Source organism: Marinomonas sp. 5E14-1 (genome assembly GCF_039939215.1).
Classification (GTDB): Bacteria; Pseudomonadota; Gammaproteobacteria; order Pseudomonadales; family Marinomonadaceae; genus Marinomonas.
In genome coordinates this window covers 19,445-39,765 of the sequence record NZ_JBDXMW010000015.1, presented here as the reverse complement: position 1 = coordinate 39,765, position 20,321 = coordinate 19,445, and the positions used below count along the sequence as shown (strand labels likewise).

General features: G+C 42.2%; 18 protein-coding genes and 1 pseudogene. 7 read left to right on the top strand and 12 right to left on the bottom strand.

Translation table 11 applies throughout. The features are described from left to right. Positions 1 to 36 precede the first annotated feature (36 nt). The 4 genes from ABFY09_RS13030 (at position 37) to ABFY09_RS13015 (ending at position 5,539) form a co-directional block, all read left to right on the top strand. Positions 37 to 2,256 (top strand): NADP-dependent isocitrate dehydrogenase, encoded by a 2,220-nt coding sequence (locus ABFY09_RS13030; protein WP_347984748.1) that lies wholly within the window; start codon positions 37 to 39, stop codon positions 2,254 to 2,256. Between the two features lie 184 nt (positions 2,257 to 2,440). Then, entirely contained in the window at positions 2,441 to 3,814 is a 1,374-nt protein-coding gene (gene purB, locus ABFY09_RS13025) for an adenylosuccinate lyase (RefSeq protein ID WP_347984747.1), read from the top strand. Between the two features lie 102 nt (positions 3,815 to 3,916). Continuing rightward, positions 3,917 to 5,107: a cupin domain-containing protein gene (locus ABFY09_RS13020; RefSeq protein ID WP_347984746.1), complete on the top strand. Its 1,191-nt coding sequence runs from the start codon at positions 3,917 to 3,919 to the stop codon at positions 5,105 to 5,107. Between the two features lie 15 nt (positions 5,108 to 5,122). Continuing rightward, a complete protein-coding gene (locus tag ABFY09_RS13015) occupies positions 5,123 to 5,539 on the top strand; it encodes a GNAT family N-acetyltransferase (protein ID WP_347984745.1) in 417 nt (138 codons plus the stop codon). Between the two features lie 98 nt (positions 5,540 to 5,637). On the opposite strand, the gene ABFY09_RS13010 is transcribed toward ABFY09_RS13015, so the two are convergent. Next, entirely contained in the window at positions 5,638 to 6,258 is a 621-nt protein-coding gene (locus tag ABFY09_RS13010) for an FKBP-type peptidyl-prolyl cis-trans isomerase (RefSeq protein ID WP_347984744.1), read from the bottom strand. Positions 6,259 to 6,446: 188 nt separating this feature from the next. On the opposite strand from ABFY09_RS13010, the gene ABFY09_RS13005 reads away from it, so the two are divergent. Continuing rightward, positions 6,447 to 6,668 (top strand): hypothetical protein, encoded by a 222-nt coding sequence (locus ABFY09_RS13005; RefSeq protein WP_347984743.1) that lies wholly within the window; start codon positions 6,447 to 6,449, stop codon positions 6,666 to 6,668. Between the two features lie 108 nt (positions 6,669 to 6,776). Further along, positions 6,777 to 8,768, top strand: coding sequence for a DNA topoisomerase III (locus tag ABFY09_RS13000; protein ID WP_347984742.1), 1,992 nt, complete (start codon positions 6,777 to 6,779; stop codon positions 8,766 to 8,768). A 19-nt stretch (positions 8,769 to 8,787) separates the two neighbouring features. On the opposite strand, the gene ABFY09_RS12995 is transcribed toward ABFY09_RS13000, so the two are convergent. The 9 genes and pseudogenes from ABFY09_RS12995 to folM form a co-directional block, all read right to left on the bottom strand. Beyond that, the gene (locus tag ABFY09_RS12995; RefSeq protein ID WP_347984741.1) at positions 8,788 to 9,405 is read right to left on the bottom strand and encodes a LysE family translocator; all 618 of its coding nucleotides are present in this window, start codon (positions 9,403 to 9,405) and stop codon (positions 8,788 to 8,790) included. A gap of 40 nt (positions 9,406 to 9,445) precedes the next feature. Beyond that, the gene (locus ABFY09_RS12990; RefSeq protein WP_347984740.1) at positions 9,446 to 10,225 is read right to left on the bottom strand and encodes a hypothetical protein; all 780 of its coding nucleotides are present in this window, start codon (positions 10,223 to 10,225) and stop codon (positions 9,446 to 9,448) included. A 275-nt stretch (positions 10,226 to 10,500) separates the two neighbouring features. Continuing rightward, positions 10,501 to 12,075, bottom strand: coding sequence for an inorganic phosphate transporter (locus ABFY09_RS12985; protein ID WP_347984739.1), 1,575 nt, complete (start codon positions 12,073 to 12,075; stop codon positions 10,501 to 10,503). A gap of 256 nt (positions 12,076 to 12,331) precedes the next feature. After that, the gene (locus ABFY09_RS12980) at positions 12,332 to 13,714 is read right to left on the bottom strand and encodes an L-serine ammonia-lyase (protein WP_347984738.1); all 1,383 of its coding nucleotides are present in this window, start codon (positions 13,712 to 13,714) and stop codon (positions 12,332 to 12,334) included. Positions 13,715 to 13,929: 215 nt separating this feature from the next. Continuing rightward, positions 13,930 to 14,156 (bottom strand): annotated as a pseudogene (locus tag ABFY09_RS12975) (aldehyde dehydrogenase); the annotation flags it as partial. A gap of 37 nt (positions 14,157 to 14,193) precedes the next feature. Next, positions 14,194 to 15,402: an MFS transporter gene (locus tag ABFY09_RS12970; protein ID WP_347984737.1), complete on the bottom strand. Its 1,209-nt coding sequence runs from the start codon at positions 15,400 to 15,402 to the stop codon at positions 14,194 to 14,196. Positions 15,403 to 15,593: 191 nt separating this feature from the next. Further along, complete coding sequence (locus ABFY09_RS12965; protein WP_347984736.1) at positions 15,594 to 15,869, bottom strand: hypothetical protein; 276 nt, start codon at positions 15,867 to 15,869, stop codon at positions 15,594 to 15,596. 81 nt (positions 15,870 to 15,950) lie between these two features. Further along, positions 15,951 to 16,628: a GTP cyclohydrolase I FolE gene (gene folE / locus ABFY09_RS12960; RefSeq protein WP_317004817.1), complete on the bottom strand. Its 678-nt coding sequence runs from the start codon at positions 16,626 to 16,628 to the stop codon at positions 15,951 to 15,953. A 71-nt stretch (positions 16,629 to 16,699) separates the two neighbouring features. Continuing rightward, complete coding sequence (gene folM, locus ABFY09_RS12955) at positions 16,700 to 17,410, bottom strand: dihydromonapterin reductase (protein WP_347984735.1); 711 nt, start codon at positions 17,408 to 17,410, stop codon at positions 16,700 to 16,702. Positions 17,411 to 17,729: 319 nt separating this feature from the next. Here folM and ABFY09_RS12950 point away from each other — a divergent pair, with 319 nt between their 5' ends. Beyond that, entirely contained in the window at positions 17,730 to 18,650 is a 921-nt protein-coding gene (locus ABFY09_RS12950) for a dienelactone hydrolase family protein (protein ID WP_347984734.1), read from the top strand. A 37-nt stretch (positions 18,651 to 18,687) separates the two neighbouring features. Here the strand turns inward: ABFY09_RS12950 and ABFY09_RS12945 are convergent, their stop codons facing one another. Further along, positions 18,688 to 19,779, bottom strand: coding sequence for an MJ1255/VC2487 family glycosyltransferase (locus ABFY09_RS12945; protein WP_347984733.1), 1,092 nt, complete (start codon positions 19,777 to 19,779; stop codon positions 18,688 to 18,690). Next, on the bottom strand, positions 19,776 to 20,291 hold the full coding sequence (locus ABFY09_RS12940; RefSeq protein ID WP_347984732.1) for a phosphatase PAP2 family protein: 516 nt from the start codon (positions 20,289 to 20,291) through the stop codon (positions 19,776 to 19,778). The genes ABFY09_RS12945 and ABFY09_RS12940 overlap by 4 nt, the downstream gene beginning before the upstream one ends. Positions 20,292 to 20,321: the final 30 nt, after the last annotated feature.

Sequence of the window (20,321 nt, the reverse complement as noted above, 5' to 3'; positions counted from 1 at the left end):
GTCTATTTAAGCAGTCTGAAACGTTAGGGGAATTACATGTCAAAACAAACTATTTACTACACGTTGACTGATGAAGCACCAGCATTAGCGACGTCTTCTTTGCTTCCTATCTTTGGCGCTTTTGCAAAAGAAGCAGATATCGAACTACAACTCACTGATATCTCTTTAGCAAGCCGTATTTTGTCAGGCTTCTCTGACCTTCTTCCTGCCGATAAGCAAGTAGAAGATGGCCTTCAATTCTTAGGTGACTTAACAGCCTCTCCTGAAGCAAACATCGTAAAGCTGCCTAACATCAGTGCTTCTTTGCCTCAGCTTAATGCGGCAATCAAAGAACTAAACGCACAAGGTTACGGGCTTCCTGAGTACCCAGAAAACCCAACAACTAACGAAGAAAAAGACATCCAAGCGCGTTATGCAAAAGTACTTGGTAGTGCGGTGAACCCAGTTCTACGTCAAGGTAACTCTGACCGTCGCGCACCAGCAGCAGTTAAAGGTTTTGCTCGTAAGAACCCTCATTCAATGGGCAAATGGAAAAAAACGTCTATCTCTCATGTAGATCACATGCGTGATGGAGACTTCTACTCTTCTGAGCAATCCGTGACTATGGATTCGGCTCAAACCGTGAACATTGAATTCGTCAAAAAAGACGGCTCTGTTGAACTGAAGAAATCGCTTCCTCTTCTTGAAGGCGAAATCTTAGACAGCATGAACATCAGCTGCACGAAATTACGCGCATTCTTTGAAGCGTCTATGCAAGAAGCGAAAGAAGACAACATCATGTGGTCTGTGCATTTGAAAGCAACCATGATGAAGGTGTCTCACCCAATCGTATTCGGTCATGCTGTGACGGTTTTCTACAAAGACGTATTCGAAAAATACGGCGAATTGTTTAAAGAAATCGGCGTTAACCCAAACAATGGTTTAGGCAGCGTATACGACAAGATCCAAACGCTTCCTGAAGCAAAACAAGAAGAAATCAAACAAGCGATTCAAGATGTTTACAACACGCGTCCAGAATTGGCGATGGTTGATTCCGACAAAGGCATCACTAACTTACACGTACCAAGTGACGTAATCGTTGATGCCTCTATGCCAGCGATGATCCGTAACTCTGGTAAAATGTGGGGCCGTGACGGCAAAGCACATGATGCAAAAGCGGTTATTCCTGATCGCACTTACGCTCGTATCTACCAAGAGACTATTAACTTCTGTAAAACAAACGGTGAATTCGACCCAACAACAATGGGTACGGTTCCAAACGTTGGTTTGATGGCGCAAAAAGCACAAGAATACGGTTCTCACGACAAAACATTTGAAATCGCTGAAGCTGGCACAATGCGTGTTGTAGATGCTCAAGGTAACGTTCTTATGCAGCATGCGGTAGAAAAAGGCGATATCTGGCGTGCATGTCAAACAAAAGACGCTCCAATCCGTGACTGGGTAAAACTTGGCGTTACTCGTGCTCGTCAATCTGACACACCAGCTGTGTTCTGGTTAGAAGAAGACCGTTCTCACGATAACGAACTTCGTAAGAAAGTAGAGCTTTACCTAAAAGATCACGACACAACAGGTCTAGACATTCGCATCATGCCTTACAACGAAGCGATGCGTTTCTCAATGGAACGCATCATTCGTGGCGAAGACACGATTTCAGTAACAGGTAACATCCTACGTGACTACCTAACTGACTTGTTCCCAATCTTGGAACTTGGTACGTCTGCGAAAATGTTGTCTATCGTTCCAATGCTAAATGGCGGCGGCATGTATGAAACAGGTGCTGGTGGTTCTGCTCCTAAGCATGTTCAGCAACTTGTAGAAGAAAACTACCTACGTTGGGATTCTCTTGGTGAATTCTTGGCTGTGGCGGTTTCTTTTGAAGAGCTTGGCATCAAGAACGACAACGAGAAAGCAAAAGTACTAGCGAAATGCCTAGATAAAGCAACGGGCAAATTACTAGATACTAACAAGTCTCCTTCTCGTAAAGTTGGCGGTATCGACAACCGTGGTAGCCACTTCTACCTAGCAATGTACTGGGCTCAAGAGTTAGCGGCGCAAACTGACAACGCGGATCTTGCTGCGAAATTCGCGCCATTAGCAAAAGAGCTAACAGAGAAAGAAGACACAATCGTTGCTGAATTGGCTGCAGTACAAGGTAAGCCTGCTGGCTTATCTGGATACTACCATGCTGACCTAGACGCGGTTGAAAAAGTAATGCGCCCAAGCGCAACATTCAACCAAGCTTTAGCGACACTGTAAGACTAAACCTTCTCTCGATTTAGAGAGGTTTCAGTAACACTAAGCCCAGATGACGTTTAGATATTTTCATTTAAACGAAGTCTGGGCTTTTTTATGCCCATACCACTCTCAACTCCCTGTATTACCTCGCCTCTTTTGCCTATAATAGCGGCTCCCTGAAAACCATGCTCGAGGCGTTATCTCAATGGAATTAACTAGCTTAAATGCAATCTCTCCTATCGATGGCCGTTATGGCTCGAAAACAAACGTATTACGTCGCTCTGTAAGCGAATACGGCTTGCTGCGTATGCGAGTGATTGTAGAAGTTCGCTGGCTACAGGCGCTTGCCAGCCACCCACAAATCATTGAAGTGCCTGCACTTAGCACTCAAGCAAGCGCCGTATTAGACCAATTGGCTGACAACTTCAGTGAAGCGGATGCTCAAGCCATCAAAGACATTGAGAAAACAACCAATCACGATGTAAAAGCAGTGGAATACTTCATCAAAAACAAAATGGCTGACAGCACGGAATTAGCGGCTATTTCTGAATTTGTTCACTTTGCCTGCACATCGGAAGACATCAACAACTTGTCACATGCATTAATGCTGCGTGAAGCACTAGAAGAAGGCATTACTCCAGAGCTGAACAATGTGATTAAAGCGATTCAAGATCTTGCGATTGAACACGCTGAGCAACCAATGCTGTCTCGTACTCACGGTCAAACAGCCTCTCCTTCTACCGTTGGTAAAGAAATGGCGAACGTCGCTGCGCGCCTCAGCCGCCAGCTTAAGCAAATCGAAAACGTAGAGTTCTTAGGCAAAATCAACGGCGCTGTCGGTAACTACAACGCACACCTTTCCGCTTACCCTGATGTGGATTGGCAAGCGCACGCTGAGAAGTTTGTCACGTCTTTGGGCTTAACCTGGAACCCTTACACAACACAAATTGAACCACACGATTACATCGCAGAACTGTACGATGCCATTGCTCGTTTCAACACTATCTTGATCGACTTTGATCGTGATGTTTGGGGCTACATTTCAATGGGCTTTTTCAAGCAAAAAACCATTGCAGGTGAAATCGGTTCTTCTACTATGCCGCACAAAGTCAACCCAATTGACTTCGAAAACTCTGAAGGTAACTTGGGCATTGCGAATGCCATTATGGGCCATTTGAGCGCAAAGCTGCCTATTTCTCGCTGGCAGCGCGACCTAACCGACTCGACGGTTCTACGTAATCTTGGTGTTGGCTTAGCACACAGTTTGATAGCTTACCAAGCGACCCTAAAAGGCATCAGTAAATTAGAAATTAATGCACCTCGCCTAGCCGCAGACTTGGATGCCGCATGGGAAGTCTTGGCTGAGCCAATTCAAACAGTAATGCGTCGCTACGGTATCGAATCGCCATACGAGAAACTAAAAGAATTGACTCGTGGTCGCACTATCGACCAAGCAACAATCGAAGCGTTTGTTGATACACTAGACATGCCAGAGCAAGCCAAAGCCGAATTGAAGACGCTGACACCAGCGACTTACATTGGTAATGCGGTTGCTCAAGCCAAAGCAATCCGTGACTGATTTTTAACTAAAATTCGTTATCAATAAAAAAGGGCCGATTCATCGGCTCTTTTTATTTAAGATCCACAAAACGCTTATAAGACACTATATTTCGAGACCTTTATGACAGATATGAACACGCCTTTAACCATTCTTGGCGGCATGACAGCACAGACTTTTTTAGATGAATACTGGCAAAGAAAGCCATTATTAATTCGTGCTGCACTCCCCAATTTTGAAGCGCCATTAGACGCGGATGAATTAGCTGGTCTGGCAATGGAAGAAGAAGTGGAATCTCGTATTGTTATCGAAAATGGCAACGCACCTTGGGAAACACAACAAGGCCCATTCCGAGAGTCTGACTTTGAATCTCTGCCTGAGAAAGAATGGACACTGCTGGTTCAAGCCGTCGATCATTGGGTACCAGAAGTTCAAGAACTCAAAGAACAATTTCAGTTTTTACCGAGCTGGCGACTCGACGATGTGATGATCAGCTACGCTACAGAAGGTGGTAGCGTTGGCCCACATTATGATCAATATGATGTTTTTTTAGTTCAAGTTTCTGGAAAGCGCCGCTGGCAAGTTCTAGCGCCAGAGGAATACAAAGACTCTGCCCTTGCGAATATCTCACTGCATATTTTAGATAATTTCCCAGTAAACCCAGAGATAGATTGGGAACTAGAAGCCGGCGATATTTTATATTTACCACCGAATTTCGCCCATAACGGACGCGCTTTAGATGACGACTGCATGACTTATTCAGTTGGCTTTCGTGCACCAAGCATGCAGGACGCTCTCACTGGCATTCGTGATAAATTATGCGAAGAAATAAACGCCAAAGACCGCTTCTCAGCACCTGAAACAGAAGCACGGGAACATATTTCACACATCAGTGAAGACGATGTGTCTTATCTACAAGCTCAACTAACACGCCTGATTAGCCAGCCAGATCTACTCGCAAACTGGCTAGGCGAAACCATGAGTGAAACAAAGTACCCAGAATTTCTCGCGCCGTTGAACACCCAAGAATTAGATGTCGCCTTTAACAATGCAATTCAAGGTAACACCTTTATTCGCCCAGGCGACGCTCGAATTTGCTACTATCTCGATAACAAAAAAAATCAAATGACGGTCTTCTGCAATGGTGAAAGCATGAATCTGGACAATGAATTAGCCCCATTCGTTCAAGCAATTACAGATCAGGTTGAATTTGATTTTTCTGGTTTAGACTTAAGCCAAAACAATGACTTAGAGCCGCTAGTGCGATTTTTTATTCGCCAACAAGGTGTTATTGAACTCATCGTGCCAGAATAAAAACAGGAGAACAAAGTGAAGGTATTAACTTCGGACTGGAACAGCAGCAAAGACCAAATAACTTTTGTGCGTAAACAAGTCTTTATTATTGAGCAAGGCATCGACCCAAAAGACGAATGGGATAAACACGATGAAGATGCCATTCACTTTGTCACCTTTGGTACGACAGCCGTACCAACGGGAACTTGTCGGCTAACAGAAGAAGGTCAATTAGGGCGTTTAGCAGTATTGCCAGCTTATCGACACCAAGGCTACGGTGAAATGCTGATGACTAGAGCCATTAAAGTCGCAAGAGAAATGGGACTCAGAAAAGTTTTTCTCAATGCCCAAGTCGATGCCCAGCAGTTTTACACAAAGCAAAACTTTCGTTCTGACGGAAAAATTTTTCTGGAAGCAGGAAAAATGCATGTTCGAATGGAGCGGGAAATCTAGCTAACCCTTGCTCTTAAGTTCAATTTATTGTTTTTTAGACATAAAAAAACGAGCTTTTCTGTATTAGAAAGCTCGTTTTTTTCGTTCTAAATCGCTAATTAAACAACAGCAATTAACTCAACATCGAACTGTAGAACAGAGAAAGGCTGAATCATTGCGCCTGCACCTTGTGCGCCGTAAGCCAATTCAGCTGGAATTGTTAGACGATATTTCGCGCCTTCTTTCATCAACTGAAGCCCCTCAGTCCAACCAGCAATAACGCCAGTTAGCGGGAATTCAATTGGCTCGCCACGAGCAATTGAGCTATCGAATACTTGACCATCAATCAAACGACCTTCGTAGTGAACACGAACCGTTGACTCAAGACTAGGAGTTGCGCCAGTACCTTCTTCAAGAACTTCGAACTGCAAACCGCTTTCCGTTGTTTGAATGCCATCTTTTGCTTTGTTTTCCGCAAGGAATGCTTCGCCTGCTTTTACTGTTTCTTCAGATCCAGCGCGAGCTTTTTCTTCCATTTTTTGCTGAAGTTCTGCAAAAGCTGCTTCCAATTCTTCACCTGGAACGCGCATTTCAGTTTGACTCAAAGAATCTTCAATCGCAGCAAAAAGATGCGTTAGAGATAATTCTCCAAGGTCACTACCACGTAATTGATCACCAATTTGGCGACCAATACCGTATGCGATTTTTGCTTCATTCGAATCGAACGACAGTTCTGACATGTTTACACTCTCTTATTCGTTACACATAAAATTGAGCGCAAATTGTAACATAGCCAGAATCACATGGGCTTATTTTTCAAAACCATTAAACTACCGCTGCTGGATTAATATTTTTTATATTATATCGATAGATTTATTAAATGATATGCATTATCATTTAATAAATTCATTAGGTGAAGGAACCCATTATGAAAACGAAGCGTTTTATACCAGCAACCATACAAAATAGAGTCAGCAAAAAATCTTCTGACTATTGGGGCATGCTATTCATCAGCTTCTTATTTTTATCGGCTATCAGTAGCTTTTTATTTGCAAACCACATTGATCGCCCTCAACTTGATAATGTTTCAAGTACATCACACCAAACAAATACGATAGTGGTGAATACAAATCAGAAAATAAAAAGCTAAACAGACGTACCTTTCATTTCTCTCAGCGGACCAATAAAGCAACGCCACTCTAGTCAAGATTATATTTGTTCGATACACTTACTGTATATATAAACAGTAAGAATATTCATGATCCTTTATATTGCAGAGAAACCAAGCCTTGCTCGCGCCATCGCGGCCGCCCTCCCATCACCACAGAAAAAAGAAGACGGCTGTATTTGGTTGCCTAATGGAGACTGTATTAGCTGGTGTATTGGGCATTTGCTCGAGCAAGCTGAGCCTCATCAATATGATCCTGTTTTTAAATCATGGAACCTAGATCATCTACCAATCATCCCAACCGACTGGCAATGGCAAGAAAAAACCAACACAAAAAAACAGCTAGGAGTTTTAAAGAAACTCATTAAAAAGGCAACACATCTTGTCCATGCAGGTGACCCAGACCGAGAAGGTCAGCTATTAGTTGATGAGGTGATCCATTTCACCAAAGTACCTAAGCTCAAACTGAAAAATACTCAACGCCTCCTGATTAATGACCTAACACCAAGCGCTGTCAAAAAAGCGCTAAACAACTTACGCCCAAACAGCGAGTTCGCAGCTCTTTCTCGTTCAGCCTTAGCAAGAGCCAGAGCCGATTGGTTATTTGGTTTAAACCTTACCAGAGCCTATACTATTAGAGGCCGACAAGCTGGCTATCAAGGTGTTCTATCCATTGGTCGAGTGCAAACGCCAGTATTGGGTCTTGTAGCGACGAGAGACAAGGAACGAGAGCACTTTATTCCGAAAAATTACTTCCAAGTCTGGGCTCAATTAGAAACAGATCAAAAAGTAAGGTTTCAAGCAAAATGGCTGCCGAGTGAAGCTTGCAAACCGTATATCGATGAAGAAAACCGCGTTCTAAATCGAGCTCTAGCCGTCAATGTCGCAACGCGTATCACCAACCAACCAGCCGATGTTATTGAGGCGAGCTATAAACAAAAGAAGCAAGCGCCTCCTTTGCCTTATAATTTATCTAGCCTTCAAATCGATGCGGCGAAGATTTTCTCGTTATCTGCTCAACAAGTTTTGGATACTTGCCAAACCTTGTATGAACGTCATCAAATGATCACTTATCCAAGGTCAGATTGTCGTTATTTACCAAGCCTTCAACACAAAGACGCTAAAGGTATTTTAAACTCGTTAGGTAAGACCACAACAGAACTTGCACAAGGTGCTGAGAATGCAAATCCAGCAATACGCAGCAAAGCATGGAATGACAAACAAGTTACCGCTCACCATGCGATCATTCCAACTAGCCAAGCTCATAAAGCAGGCTCTCTCGGAAAAATCGAATCGCAAGTATTTGGGCTTATTGCTCGCCAATATTTAATGCAGTTCTATCCCGATTATGATTTCCTCGCTTCTTATATCAAACTCAATATCGCTGGAGGTCAGTTCGAAGCAAAAGGTAATACACCAATTTCTTTTGGGTGGCGTGCACTGCTTCCTCAGAAATCAAGCTCGAACAATAAAAGAGAGCAAAACGGTGAAGAACAAAATGAATTGCCGAAACTCCAAAAAGGCGATTCGCTTTGGTGTCATGAGGGAATTATTCATGACAAAGTCACCACGCCGCCAGCCGCTTTTACTGATGCTACCTTGCTTTCAGCAATGACAGGAATTAGCCGCTTTGTCACAAATAAAGACATAAAAGCCATTTTGAAAGACACGGATGGACTGGGAACAGACGCCACAAGAGCGAGCATTATTGAATTGTTATTTAAACGAGGATTCTTAATCAGACAAGGGAAACAAATACACGCTAGTGAAACAGGCCGAGCGTTTGTAGGCTGCTTACCTAGCCAATTGGTCACGCCTGACATGACAGCTCAGTGGGAATCTACATTAAATAGAATCAACCTTGGGGAAATGAGCTACCAAAACTTTATGTCCCATTTAGAGAGCAATCTAATAGAATTGTTAGACGCCTCGAAAAGCTTGTCTTCAGCTTCATTGAAACATTTACCGGCACCTGCTAAAAAAGCTTTTTCAAAGCGCTCAACAGGTAAAAGAAAGTCCGCATCGAAACCCTCAAGCAGCACATCAAAAGCGAGAACAAGACGATCCACTGCAAAGCGTTAGATCAATTAAGCTCAAAAAGCTAGCCTATTGCTAACCAAGCTCCGACACCAATCATTAACGTTCCAGCAATGCGGTTCATTATGCGGACATTGCCACTTTGCATAAGCAAAGACTTGAGCGTTCGACCGCCCGCTGCGTAGATAAGTAAACAGCTGAATTCAAGCATGAGAATCACACCAATCAATATGACTAACTGACTAGCTAGTGGTTGAGTCGCATCTAAAAAAGGCGGTAACAATGCCACAAAAAACGCCCAACCTTTAGGGTTAGCAATAGCCGTTACAAAGCCTTGCGAGATTAAATCAATACGAGAGGCTGGCTCTTCTTCAGATTCCATTTTAATGGCCATTTTGCCTTTAGATAGCCACATTTGAATACCGATATACGCCAAGTAAGTGCCGCCCAAGTATTTTAAAACGAGAAAAATATTCGGATAATTTAAAAGCAAAGCTGCAACGCCAATAGCAGATAAAGTAGCAACAGTAGCAACACCAACAAGCTCACCAAACATCATCCAAAGTGCGCGTTTAATGCCGATCGTCATACCAAGCGTCATGGCAAGAGTCATGCACATACCGGGCGTGACAGAAACAAAAAAGAAAGTAGGTATAAAAGCAGAAAGAAGCGCGAGGTTCACACAATATCCTTATCTCAAATAAAAGTTCAATTCACACAAATTAAAAACGTTTTTTCTCTTTGAAGTCAGAATCTTCAATAAACTTATTCCATTCATCATTCATTTCTTCTTTTTCATTTTCTGCTTTTTGACTCATTTCTTTCTCTGCTTTCTGCAGAGCTAACTTCTCTTCTAGTTCTTGAATAACATCTTTTAATTTTAGAATTGCAGACTGCGCTTGGACAGAGTCTTTTAATGGTGATAACTGAGACAAAGCTTCTTTGTATTGCTCTAACGCCTTATCTATTCTTCCGCTCAGAAAGTCTTTTCGAGCAAGATAAGCATAATGATCAGCATTAATTTTATACTTAAAAAAGTTCATAAGCTGAATATAGCGATAAGCTAAATCGGAATCGATTTCTTTATCTCTTTGTGCCATAGTCAAAAACGTCTCAAAAGAATCAAACAATCGCTTCACTTCAACAATCAGTACCTCATCATTCATCGGTTTAGCACGGCGCTTTTGCTTACTTGATTGGAACTCTTCTATTTCTTCAGCAAGATGACTTCGCCGACGAGTCAAAGTAGTATCTGGCTGTAACGCCAACAGTTTATCGTGAAGCTGAAGCATGCGAGAAAATAACCACAAACGCATGTCTTTTGGTTGGTATTGTGGAGGCATTTCATCTAAATAACGACGCACCTGACGTAATTGATTGTTCAAAGCGGCTATTTTTCGCAACTTAGCCAATCTTGCCTGCTCTTTTAGCTGCAATACAATGGCGAAGACTATAAATCCGCCTATAACAAGTAAAAGTACAGTGATACTAACCGCAGTCATTGAATGAATGTTTACCTTAATATTGCAAACTGGATAATACAAAAGGATATTAAACGAGCCATAATACAATAATGCGAAAAAAATTACTTCACATTATACAAGCCCTATCTGTAATCGAACGCATACGTCTTCAAACCGTAAAGGCCGCCAGCTTATTAAGCTTTTATCCCTAGACATTTGAAAAAGCAATTTTTATATATAACACAGAGCAGAACGGGAGTACAAAAAAAGACCAGACAAGCTGGTCTTTTTTTGTACTCTTAATACAGCAAAGTTTAACGAGAAACAGAGAAACCAAGCAACATATAAAACAACATAGCAGAAAGTGTTGCGGACGCAGGCACAGTAATAACCCAAGCTGCAGCAATCCGTAATAGTGCAGAGCGCTTAACTAACTCTTTCTTCGTCGCTTTTTTCAATCCTTTACGCTCAGCAGATGAAATCGGCGAAGATGCTTGAGCCTCTTTCAACTCTTTCAAGATCAAACGTTTTTCATCAACATCAGCATCCTGAAAACGTTTCACGAACTCTTGAGTTTGATAGCCATCATGGCCCGCAGATTCAGAGTGAGCAACAATAGATTTCAACTTTTTCTCATAAGACTGCTTTAGATACTCTCGCAAGAAGCCAACACCAAAAACACCACCAACAGCAATATGTGTTGAGCTAACAGGTAAGCCTAATTGAGAAGCAACAATAACTGTAATTGCTGCCGCCATAGCGATACAAAATGCTCGTATTTTATCTAGCTCTGTAATTTCAGAACCAACCGTCTTAATAAGCTTAGGACCAAATAAAGCAAGACCAACAGCAATACCTATTCCACCAACGATCATAATCCACAGTGGGATGGCTGCTTTACCCGTAACTGCGCCCGTTAACAAAGCTTCATTGATCGCAGCTAATGGCCCAATAGCATTGGCAACATCATTTGCACCATGGGCGAAACTCAATAACGCGGCAGAAACAATTAATGGAATCGTAAATAAGCTGTTAACGGAGTCTTTGTTGTTTTCAAGTGCTGCCGCTGCTCTATCAACAATAGGACGGACAACGAAATAAGCCGTTAGAGCAATCGCGAAAGCAATCATTGCTGCTGTTACGAAATCCAAAGCCCAGATTTTCTTTAGGCCTTTAAGAATCAAATAAGTAGAGAAAGCCCAAACCATGACCCCAACTAACAAAGGAACGGCTTTCTTAGCTGCAGCAATCATATCGCTTTTATATGTAATAGCACGCTTTATGTACATTAAGAAAAGTGCCGCGATAATACCGCCTAATAATGGGGAAATTACCCAACTAGCAATAATGGCTGTCATCTTGTCCCAGTTCGCAATATCCCAGCCACCGGCAGCAATACCAGCACCTAATACACCGCCAACAATCGAGTGCGTTGTGGAAACAGGAGCACCAAGATACGTTGCTAAGTTAAGCCAAATCGCTCCTGCCAATAATGCCGCCATCATGACCCAAATAAAGATGCCTGAATCGCCAATAAAGTTAGGATTTATAATTCCGTTTTTAATTGTACCAACAACTGTACCACCCGCAATTAAAGCACCAGAAGCTTCAAAAATTGCCGCAATAACAATGGCGCCAGTCATGGATAAAGCTTTTGCCCCTACTGCTGGCCCCACATTATTCGCTACATCATTTGCACCGATATTCACCGCCATGTAAGCACCAATCGCTGCAGCGATGGCTAAAATAGATATATTAGAAACTTCCACTCCATTGGTTGTAGCATAAAAGCCGACAGCTAAAACAAACGCTAACGCAATCAGAACACGAATATATTCATGACCATTAGCCAAAGCTGCACTTTTTTTTGAGGTATTTGTAAGATCCATAAGGGCTCTTCTTCATAGAATTAATCAGTATCAAGGGCCATTAATAAAATTTTATTAACAGCCTACTTGTCCAAAAGGGGCTATATTACATCTTAGCCATTGCTTGTCATATTTCTGCAACACAATTTTGGCGTCATTCTACACGGGCTTTTTATAGATAAAAAGACCTAAAAACCTCAAATATTCAAGGCATATACAAACAAAAAAAGCGCCTTTAACAGCGCTTTTATTAAAAACAATAAATCGTTACAAAGCATCAACACTCGATCACATTCACAGCCAAACCACCGCGAGAGGTTTCTTTGTATTTATCATTCATATCTCTTCCTGTATCTCGCATGGTTCTAATGACTTTATCTAGCGATACATAATGATTTCCATCACCACGCAATGCCATAGACGCAGAGTTAATGGCCTTCATCGCTCCCATTGCATTACGTTCAATACATGGCACTTGCACCAATCCACCAATAGGGTCACAAGTTAGCCCTAAATTGTGCTCCATACCGATTTCAGCCGCGTTCTCAATTTGCTCTGGCGTTCCTCCTGTAGCCGCAGCCAAACCTGCCGCAGCCATGGCACAAGCTGAACCAACTTCTCCCTGACACCCGACTTCGGCTCCAGAGATGGATGCATTTTCTTTAAAGAGAAAGCCAATAGCCGCAGCCGTTAGAAAAAATTCAATAACACCTTCATCATTAGAGCGAGGACAAAAATCCCAATAATAATGCAAAACGGCAGGAATAATACCTGCGGCACCATTGGTTGGTGCCGTAACAACTCGTCCTCCTGCAGCATTTTCTTCATTTACCGCCAACGCATAAAGGTTCACCCAATCCATTGCCCCGAGAGAAGGTGTAATCATATCCATATTCGCTTTTTTCATGAGATCTTTATGAAGGCTAGAGGCTCGACGCTTTACCTTTAAACCGCCAGGTAAGATTCCCTCATTGTGAATACCTTGCTGAACACAGGATTTCATCACGGCCCAAATCGACAAAATCTCCTGCTTTATCTCTTCTTCTGTTCTCCAGATTTTCTCATTTTCCATCATGATTTGAGCAATGCTTTTCTCTTCTTCTCGACAAAGCTTAATAAGCGTCGCTGCATCATGAAAAACATAAGGAAGCTCTGTCGTATCTTCAACTAAAGCAACATTACCCTCTTCATCTTCTTCAACAATGAATCCACCACCAACGGAGTAAAATGTCGCCTTATGGATTTCATCATTGTTTTGATTAAAGGCGGCTAGCGTCATCCCATTAGCATGAAAATCAAGGCGATCAATACGGTGAAAAATAAGATCATTAGCAACATCTATAGAAATATTGTGCTTTGAAAGTAAGCTCAGCTGCGATGTCTGATTAATACGTTCAACACGCTCACTAACCAAACTAGGATCAATAGATTCCGGAAGCTCGCCTTCCAGCCCCATCAATACAGCCGTTCCTGTACCATGCCCTTTGCCCGTCGCGCCTAGAGAACCATATAAATCTATTTTTAGCCTGCATACCTGTTTCAGCAACTCACCTTTTAGCAATTGATAAGCAAACTGGTTCGCAGCAACCATTGGCCCAACTGTATGAGAGCTAGAAGGACCTATACCTACCTTAAAAAGATCAAATAAACTGATTGCCATGCCTTATCCTCTATCACCGCCCCATGGAACATCATAAGTACATTAGCAGAATAGCTAGCTAAGAAAATCATCACTTACGACAAAAAGTTTCCAATAAGAAACATATTCATGAGTGATATGAAGAAATGAGTCAATAAAACACATCAAAGTTAGAAGGTGTAACAACTCAGAAACTGAGAAAACGAAAAAGCCAAGGGACTGGCTTTTTAAAAAGGCTAGAAAAAGCCCATTGGATTAGTATTGCAGCTCACAAGCCTATTCTTCGTTTGCTGATAATGCTCTAACGCAACCTTAATGCGCCTCACAGTCAATATCTGATTTTTTATACCCATCGAAGACAGAATGAGCAGTTTGAATGTAATACCAATTCATCCAGACTCGACCCTAGAGTTCACCCCATGCGATAAGCAAGGTTGGTATCTCGTGTCCGTAGACCATTGCCACCTCGAAAGAAAGAGCCGCTCAGATCTTTGATCGAATTAACCTAGCTTTGATTTACAGTAGCTGGAGATCGATAATATCAACAGTAACCCAAAAATTAAGGCAAAGAATGGCACTAGCTGTCCGACTTGATACAAAGATGCCAAGGCGACTGGACCTAACGCTGCTCCTAACCCTTGCATCGAAGCATTCATACTGGCCAAGCGGCTTTGTTGATCGTCTTTCACCAACAAGGTTTGCGCCGTCACAATACCTGGAAACAAAAAGCCGACACCTGTACCAAACAAGCCCATAGCAAACAGCACACCTGCATAGGAATCTAAAAATATAAACGCCAACTGCGCTGATATACCAATGCTTGAGCCTGTGAAGATTAAAGTAATCACGCCGAGCTGAAATCTCGGCACAAGTATCATTTGCACAAAAATGCTGAAACAAGACATCGTCATCATGGCAAACCCAACTTGCTTTGTAGTTGCAGCCACATCCAAATGGAATCTGTCTTGGATCAGAAAGGCCATAATTTGCTGAACGCCGGTAATAGAAAGAATCACCAAGGTCGACATTCCTAAGAATGGCACAACTCTTTCTTTAAACCAGTTAATGGCAGGAGGCTTTTCAAATTGACGAACATGTTTCGTGTCTTTCACATAAAATGAAGCCAATACAGCGGCGCCACCAGCCAGAAAAGCAATAATATAAAACGGTGTAGTTAAACCTAATCCACTTAGCAAAGATGCGTATGCTGGCCCTAAAATCATACCCACACTAAAAGATGCACCTATTTTGGCTATGGTTGCACTACGATGCTTAATGTCTGTGTGCGCAATCAAATAAGTCTGCACGGACGGTAAAATCCCAGCAATTCCCAAGGCAAATAACATGCGCAACGCAAAGACAAAATAGTAGGTTTGCTCGGCCGACATGTTGCGCTCTAACGCTTCATGCAATACAAAGCCAGTCATTCCGATGGTAACCGCATAGCAGCTCATACCAATAATGACTGAACGAACACGACCGATTCGATTAATGATGCCTCCCCAAAAGAAAGCGGCGACAACAAACGTCGCCGCACCAGCCGTGATCAAGGTGCTGATACGAACATCAGCCAGACCAATTTCACGACCAATTGGCGGCAAAGAAGTAAAGATAAAAGATTGACCGATGCCGACTGCAACAAGGCAAAAAAGCAATAATCCACGTGAAAGGTATTCAGAAAAAGAAGTGTTATTATCCGTAGTAGTCAATGTGAGTCCCTTGTTTTATCAAGCCAAAAGCCAAGTAAAGATAATTCGTCGCTGACTTTCAATAAGGCTGGTAAAGTAACATATTCTCGACCACCTAATGCGTTAATGTCACTTTATTAAGGTTATGAAAGATAGACGAGATAGGCTATATCTAAAGAAACCAGACAAGACTTTAAGATAAACTTTAGAGGCTATTTAAATAATCGACGTTTTTCTTTATCAATTTTTTTCCACTTCCAATTAGGTGCTTCACCTTTCACGTAATACACCACAAGCAGAATCACAGTGCTAATAGACACCAATATTAACCATGTAGAAAGTTCCTCTTTTGGGTCTACAAAAAAGCTAATTAGACCGACCGAAAAAAGATAAAACATTTGTACAAACCAACCTTGCCAAGCAGTTGGGCGACTCCATCCAAAGCCATTCTGTTTAGCAGGAAACCAAACTGTTTTCTTATCTGTCATTGTGTTCGCCTTTCTATTATTTATACAGCAACAAAAAAAGCCTTCTGAAAGGCTTTTCGTTCCACGGATGTCATCAAACCATTATCGAGCAAGAAACTCACTACGAGTTTTATCACTACGCTTAAATAATCCACCAAGCGCTGTCGTTTGAGTCGAAGAGCTTGCGTCCATAACACCACGCGATTTCACGCAATAATGAACCGCATCCATAGTGACCGCGACATTATCGGTTTCCAACAAGGTTTGTAATGTCACCAATACTTGCTGAGTCAAACGCTCTTGAACCTGAGGACGTTGTGCGAAGAAACGAACAATACGGTTAATTTTTGATAAACCAATGATTTTTGTTTTAGGTAAATAAGCCACTTTTGCCAACCCGTCAATCGTCACAAAGTGGTGTTCACAGGTACTGGTAAAACTAATGTCGCTGACCTTTACCATTTCATCGACTTTCATCTTGTTTTCAATCACTGTAATTTTTGGAAACTGAGTGTAGTCCAAACCAGAAAAGATTTCCTTCACGTACATTTTGGCAATGCGATGAGGTGTTTCCGCTAAACTATCATCAGCTAAATCCAAACCCAAAGTCGTCACCACATCTTCAAAGGCACTTTTGATACGCTGATACTTTTCTTCACTGGATAAGCCGTTATCAATCATCGGGGTTTCTAAGCCCTTACTGATTAGGGCGTCACGAACTTTTCGCGCCCCATCGGATAGGCCAAGAGTTGTTACATTATTTGATTCTGCTGTGTTCATTTCTGTATCCTAAATTGCTTGGCCCTGTCACATGACACAGAGGCATTCAAAAAGAAGTCGCATTTGGTGCATTAGACCAGATGCCGACCTCCGTCGAGAGACAAGGTTCGCCCTGTCACGTAACGACTATCTAATAAATATTGTACAGCTTGCACACCCTCTTGCTCGCCTGGCTCTTTACGCAGCAATGATTTATTGAGCGCCTTTTGACGATACTCTTCATCGTCTTCTTCATTAAACATGAGAAGTGACGGTGCAATTGTGTTCACTTTTATTTTCGGTGCAAAACGCTTGGCAAATGACAAGGTTAAATTAGCCAAGCCTGCCTTACTGGAAGCATAAGCAATGTGATTGTTACTGCCTTTTTCTGCGACATAATCTGTCATGTGAATAATATCAGCAGCGCCACTTCGTTCAAATCCCGCCAATAATAATGCCTCAAAGGCCAGATTTATACGGTAAGGCGAAAATACATGTATTTGCCACATTTTTTCCATCAATAAAGCAGTGTCTAAATCTGTGCCTTCCGACTCCCACTCTGATGCATTGTGTATAACGCCTCTTAGCGCTTGATAGCCAGTTTGTACCTTATTAATGAAATTATCTACACCGCTCTGAGTCGAAAAATCCGTTTGAATACAATCCACTCCTAGTTTTTCCAATTGCTGAATGCTTTCTCGCATCGTACGATAGGTGACAACCAGATCGTAACCTTGCTCAACCAACGCTTTTGCGCAAGCCAAGCCAATGCGCTGCCCTCCGCCAGTGATAACTATTGGCATTTTAAGCGTCATCCATCTTTCTCCATTAATTCATCCGTTCATTTCGCTCAAGCTCTTAATGCTTGTATTAACGATGCTTGTCAATTTACACCGTCCCCCTTGTTTTTACGGTTAAAACACGAAAAGGGATTGATGCCTGGTCCATATTTAAACCAATTATATCCTTACACAAAAGATTCTACTCATACCCAAAAAGTCATCTAATATTTATTTTGCATCGTAATGATTGAACTAATTTTGAACTATCACATCTAAAGAAAGCGTTCGAAGATCTTTATGACTACCCACTTTAAAGTAGAAAAAGTACAAAGGAGTTGAAATGAGCTTACAAACAGAAAAAACGGCCCTTGCTTTATCGGCAAAAGACATCCCTCAAGAAGCATTTGATTGGTACGACGAATATGCTCATGGAGACATTGACCGTCGCACCTTCCTATCTCGCCTTGGCACACTAAGCGTAGCAGGATTAACCCTATCCGTCGTTGCTGGAGCACTTACACCAAATTACGCGTTAGCAGAGCAAGTCTCTTTTAATGATCCGGACATTACAGCAAGCTACGTAGAATTTGACTCGCCGAACGGACACGGTAAAGCGCGCGGCTACCTAGTTGTTCCAAAAGGTGTTGATGCAAACAATAAAGCCGCAACTGTTTTAGTGGCTCATGAAAACCGCGGTTTGAACCCATACATTGAAGATGTTGCTCGTCGTTTGGCGAAAGCTGGCTTCATCGCTTTAGCACCTGACGCTTTGTTTCCTTTAGGTGGTTACCCAGGAAATGATGACGAAGGTCGCGCAATGCAAAAAACACTAGATGGCAGCAAAATTGAAGGAGACTTTAAAGATGCCGCAACTCTACTTAAGAACCACGCGTTCAGTACGGGTAAAGTAGGCATGGTTGGCTTCTGCTTTGGTGGTTACTTAACCAATTCTCTTACAGCAAATATGCCAGACACAATCAATGCCGGTGCGCCTTATTATGGCACGCCAGCAAAATCTAATATTGATAAAATCAAAGCACCGCTACAAATTCACTTTGCGGAATTAGATGATCGAGTTAATGCAACTTGGCCAAGCTATGAAAAAACACTGAAAGCCAACAAAGTTGATTACACTGCTTATGTTTACCCGAAAGCGAATCACGGCTTCCATAATGACTCGACAGGCCGTTATCAAGAAGATAATGCAGAGCTTGCTTGGGAGCGAACCATTGGATTCTTTAAACAGAACCTGAACGCTTAAGAAAGGAAGAAAAATAAAAAAACGTTACAGCAAAAAATTATGCTGTAACGTTTTTTGTATTTAGTGATGCCGATTTTTGGCTGTATTTAAAATCAATTCCACGCACATTTGGCGTTTGCTGCCATAAAGATTCACACAAATCTGAGACACTCACATCGTTGCTCGATTGCAACCAAGAAACCACAGCACGAGCCACATTAGGGTAAGAGATCTGCACGACTCGACCAGTTTCCAGCCACTCTTGAATAATCCCAGAATCTAAAGTCTCTGTTGTTTTCGCAACACCTAATTGCTCCAAGGCAATGGCATTGGAATGTTGCTCAATTTGTCCTTTAAGCGGTTTCGCCAATATTCTTCGACCTAACTGCAACGCTTCAGAATTCAGTTCAAAACCCGCATTACAAAGAACAGATTCACATTCGCTCAGGTTCTTCTGAAACTCTTCTCGGCTAAATGGAAAAACTTCAACCTTGCCATACACACCTGGCTCAATGTCTTTGCAATGCAATCTGAAAGAATAATCCGGCACACCTTCCAACCAATCCATGACGTCTTCACTGTTTTCAAAAGGCAAGTACACAAGCACGTCCATAGAGTCTGGCGTGTTTTGTCTTTCTTCATTGTGAATTAACGGAGGTAAAATTGAGTAGCCAAAGTGATGCCAATGAGCACCAAGCTGAATCGCAGCTGGCGCAAAATTAGACATAATCCATTGTGCAATAAAGTTCTTTTTATAACGAGGTATGTCATGCTTAAAAGCGTATTGATGCCCAAACCCAATACAAGGAATACCTTGGGATTTTGCGGCCCAAGCAACAATAGGCTCATAATCTGTAATAACCAGATCATAACCACGAAGATTTAATGAGCGGATATCTCGAATGAGCCTAAAGAAATTCGCATTTCGACAAGTCGCCAATAAATCCAGCTTGCCATTACGAGCAACAAAGCTCAGCCCTTGAAAGGTTCGATAATCGCCAAATACCGACATATCGAAATAATCTTCAGGCGGACGACCGGAGAAAATAAAATCAACTTCTACACCAGCCGCATTCATTTCAGCAGCCATGGCTCTTGCTCTGGTAATATGACCATTTCCTGTTCCTTGAACGCCATATAAAATCTTCATACCAGAACTCCAATCATAAAGGCCGCACAGGCACTTCCTAATAAAGCCCCAATCACTGTGTCTGTTGGGAAATGCACACCCAAAAAAATACGCGACAAGCCAACGTGCGCCGCCCAAAAATACAAAATAACATTAAAACTTGGAAACCATTCGCTTAGGCAATACGCCATAAAGAAAGCCCCTGACGTATGGCCTGATGGAAAAGAAAACTGGTCAGACGGAATAATAAAGCTACGAAAGTCATCAAGCGCATCAGCTGGACGATTACGCTTAAAACCACGCTTTAAAACAAAATAGACAATACGCTCAAGCAAGAAACCAAAAGCTAAAACGGTGACTAGAGTTTCATAACCCGAAAACCAAAACATGATTGCGGCAGCGGCATAAAGAGGGCCATCGGCTGTAAATGAAATAGCACGCCCAATACTGGTTAATTTCGCTCTGTGTTTACGAGCCATAAACCAGTAAAAAGTCTGTACATCAAATGCATGTATATTCTGAAGTATGTTCATGCCATCACCTCGCTGTTTATCTTATTCTCA

What these genes read in the sequence shown, in the direction of transcription:
- ABFY09_RS13030 (WP_347984748.1), top strand. Translation starts at nt 37, where the DNA reads ATGTCAAAACAAACTATTTACTACACGTTGACTGATGAAGCACCAGCA.
- purB (WP_347984747.1), top strand. Translation starts at nt 2,441, where the DNA reads ATGGAATTAACTAGCTTAAATGCAATCTCTCCTATCGATGGCCGTTAT.
- ABFY09_RS13020 (WP_347984746.1), top strand. Translation starts at nt 3,917, where the DNA reads ATGACAGATATGAACACGCCTTTAACCATTCTTGGCGGCATGACAGCA.
- ABFY09_RS13010 (WP_347984744.1), bottom strand. Translation starts at nt 6,258, where the DNA reads ATGTCAGAACTGTCGTTCGATTCGAATGAAGCAAAAATCGCATACGGT.
- ABFY09_RS13005 (WP_347984743.1), top strand. Translation starts at nt 6,447, where the DNA reads ATGAAAACGAAGCGTTTTATACCAGCAACCATACAAAATAGAGTCAGC.
- ABFY09_RS13000 (WP_347984742.1), top strand. Translation starts at nt 6,777, where the DNA reads ATGATCCTTTATATTGCAGAGAAACCAAGCCTTGCTCGCGCCATCGCG.
- ABFY09_RS12990 (WP_347984740.1), bottom strand. Translation starts at nt 10,225, where the DNA reads ATGACTGCGGTTAGTATCACTGTACTTTTACTTGTTATAGGCGGATTT.
- ABFY09_RS12985 (WP_347984739.1), bottom strand. Translation starts at nt 12,075, where the DNA reads ATGGATCTTACAAATACCTCAAAAAAAAGTGCAGCTTTGGCTAATGGT.
- ABFY09_RS12980 (WP_347984738.1), bottom strand. Translation starts at nt 13,714, where the DNA reads ATGGCAATCAGTTTATTTGATCTTTTTAAGGTAGGTATAGGTCCTTCT.
- ABFY09_RS12965 (WP_347984736.1), bottom strand. Translation starts at nt 15,869, where the DNA reads ATGACAGATAAGAAAACAGTTTGGTTTCCTGCTAAACAGAATGGCTTT.
- folE (WP_317004817.1), bottom strand. Translation starts at nt 16,628, where the DNA reads ATGAACACAGCAGAATCAAATAATGTAACAACTCTTGGCCTATCCGAT.
- folM (WP_347984735.1), bottom strand. Translation starts at nt 17,410, where the DNA reads ATGCCAATAGTTATCACTGGCGGAGGGCAGCGCATTGGCTTGGCTTGC.
- ABFY09_RS12950 (WP_347984734.1), top strand. Translation starts at nt 17,730, where the DNA reads ATGAGCTTACAAACAGAAAAAACGGCCCTTGCTTTATCGGCAAAAGAC.
- ABFY09_RS12945 (WP_347984733.1), bottom strand. Translation starts at nt 19,779, where the DNA reads ATGAAGATTTTATATGGCGTTCAAGGAACAGGAAATGGTCATATTACC.
- ABFY09_RS12940 (WP_347984732.1), bottom strand. Translation starts at nt 20,291, where the DNA reads ATGAACATACTTCAGAATATACATGCATTTGATGTACAGACTTTTTAC.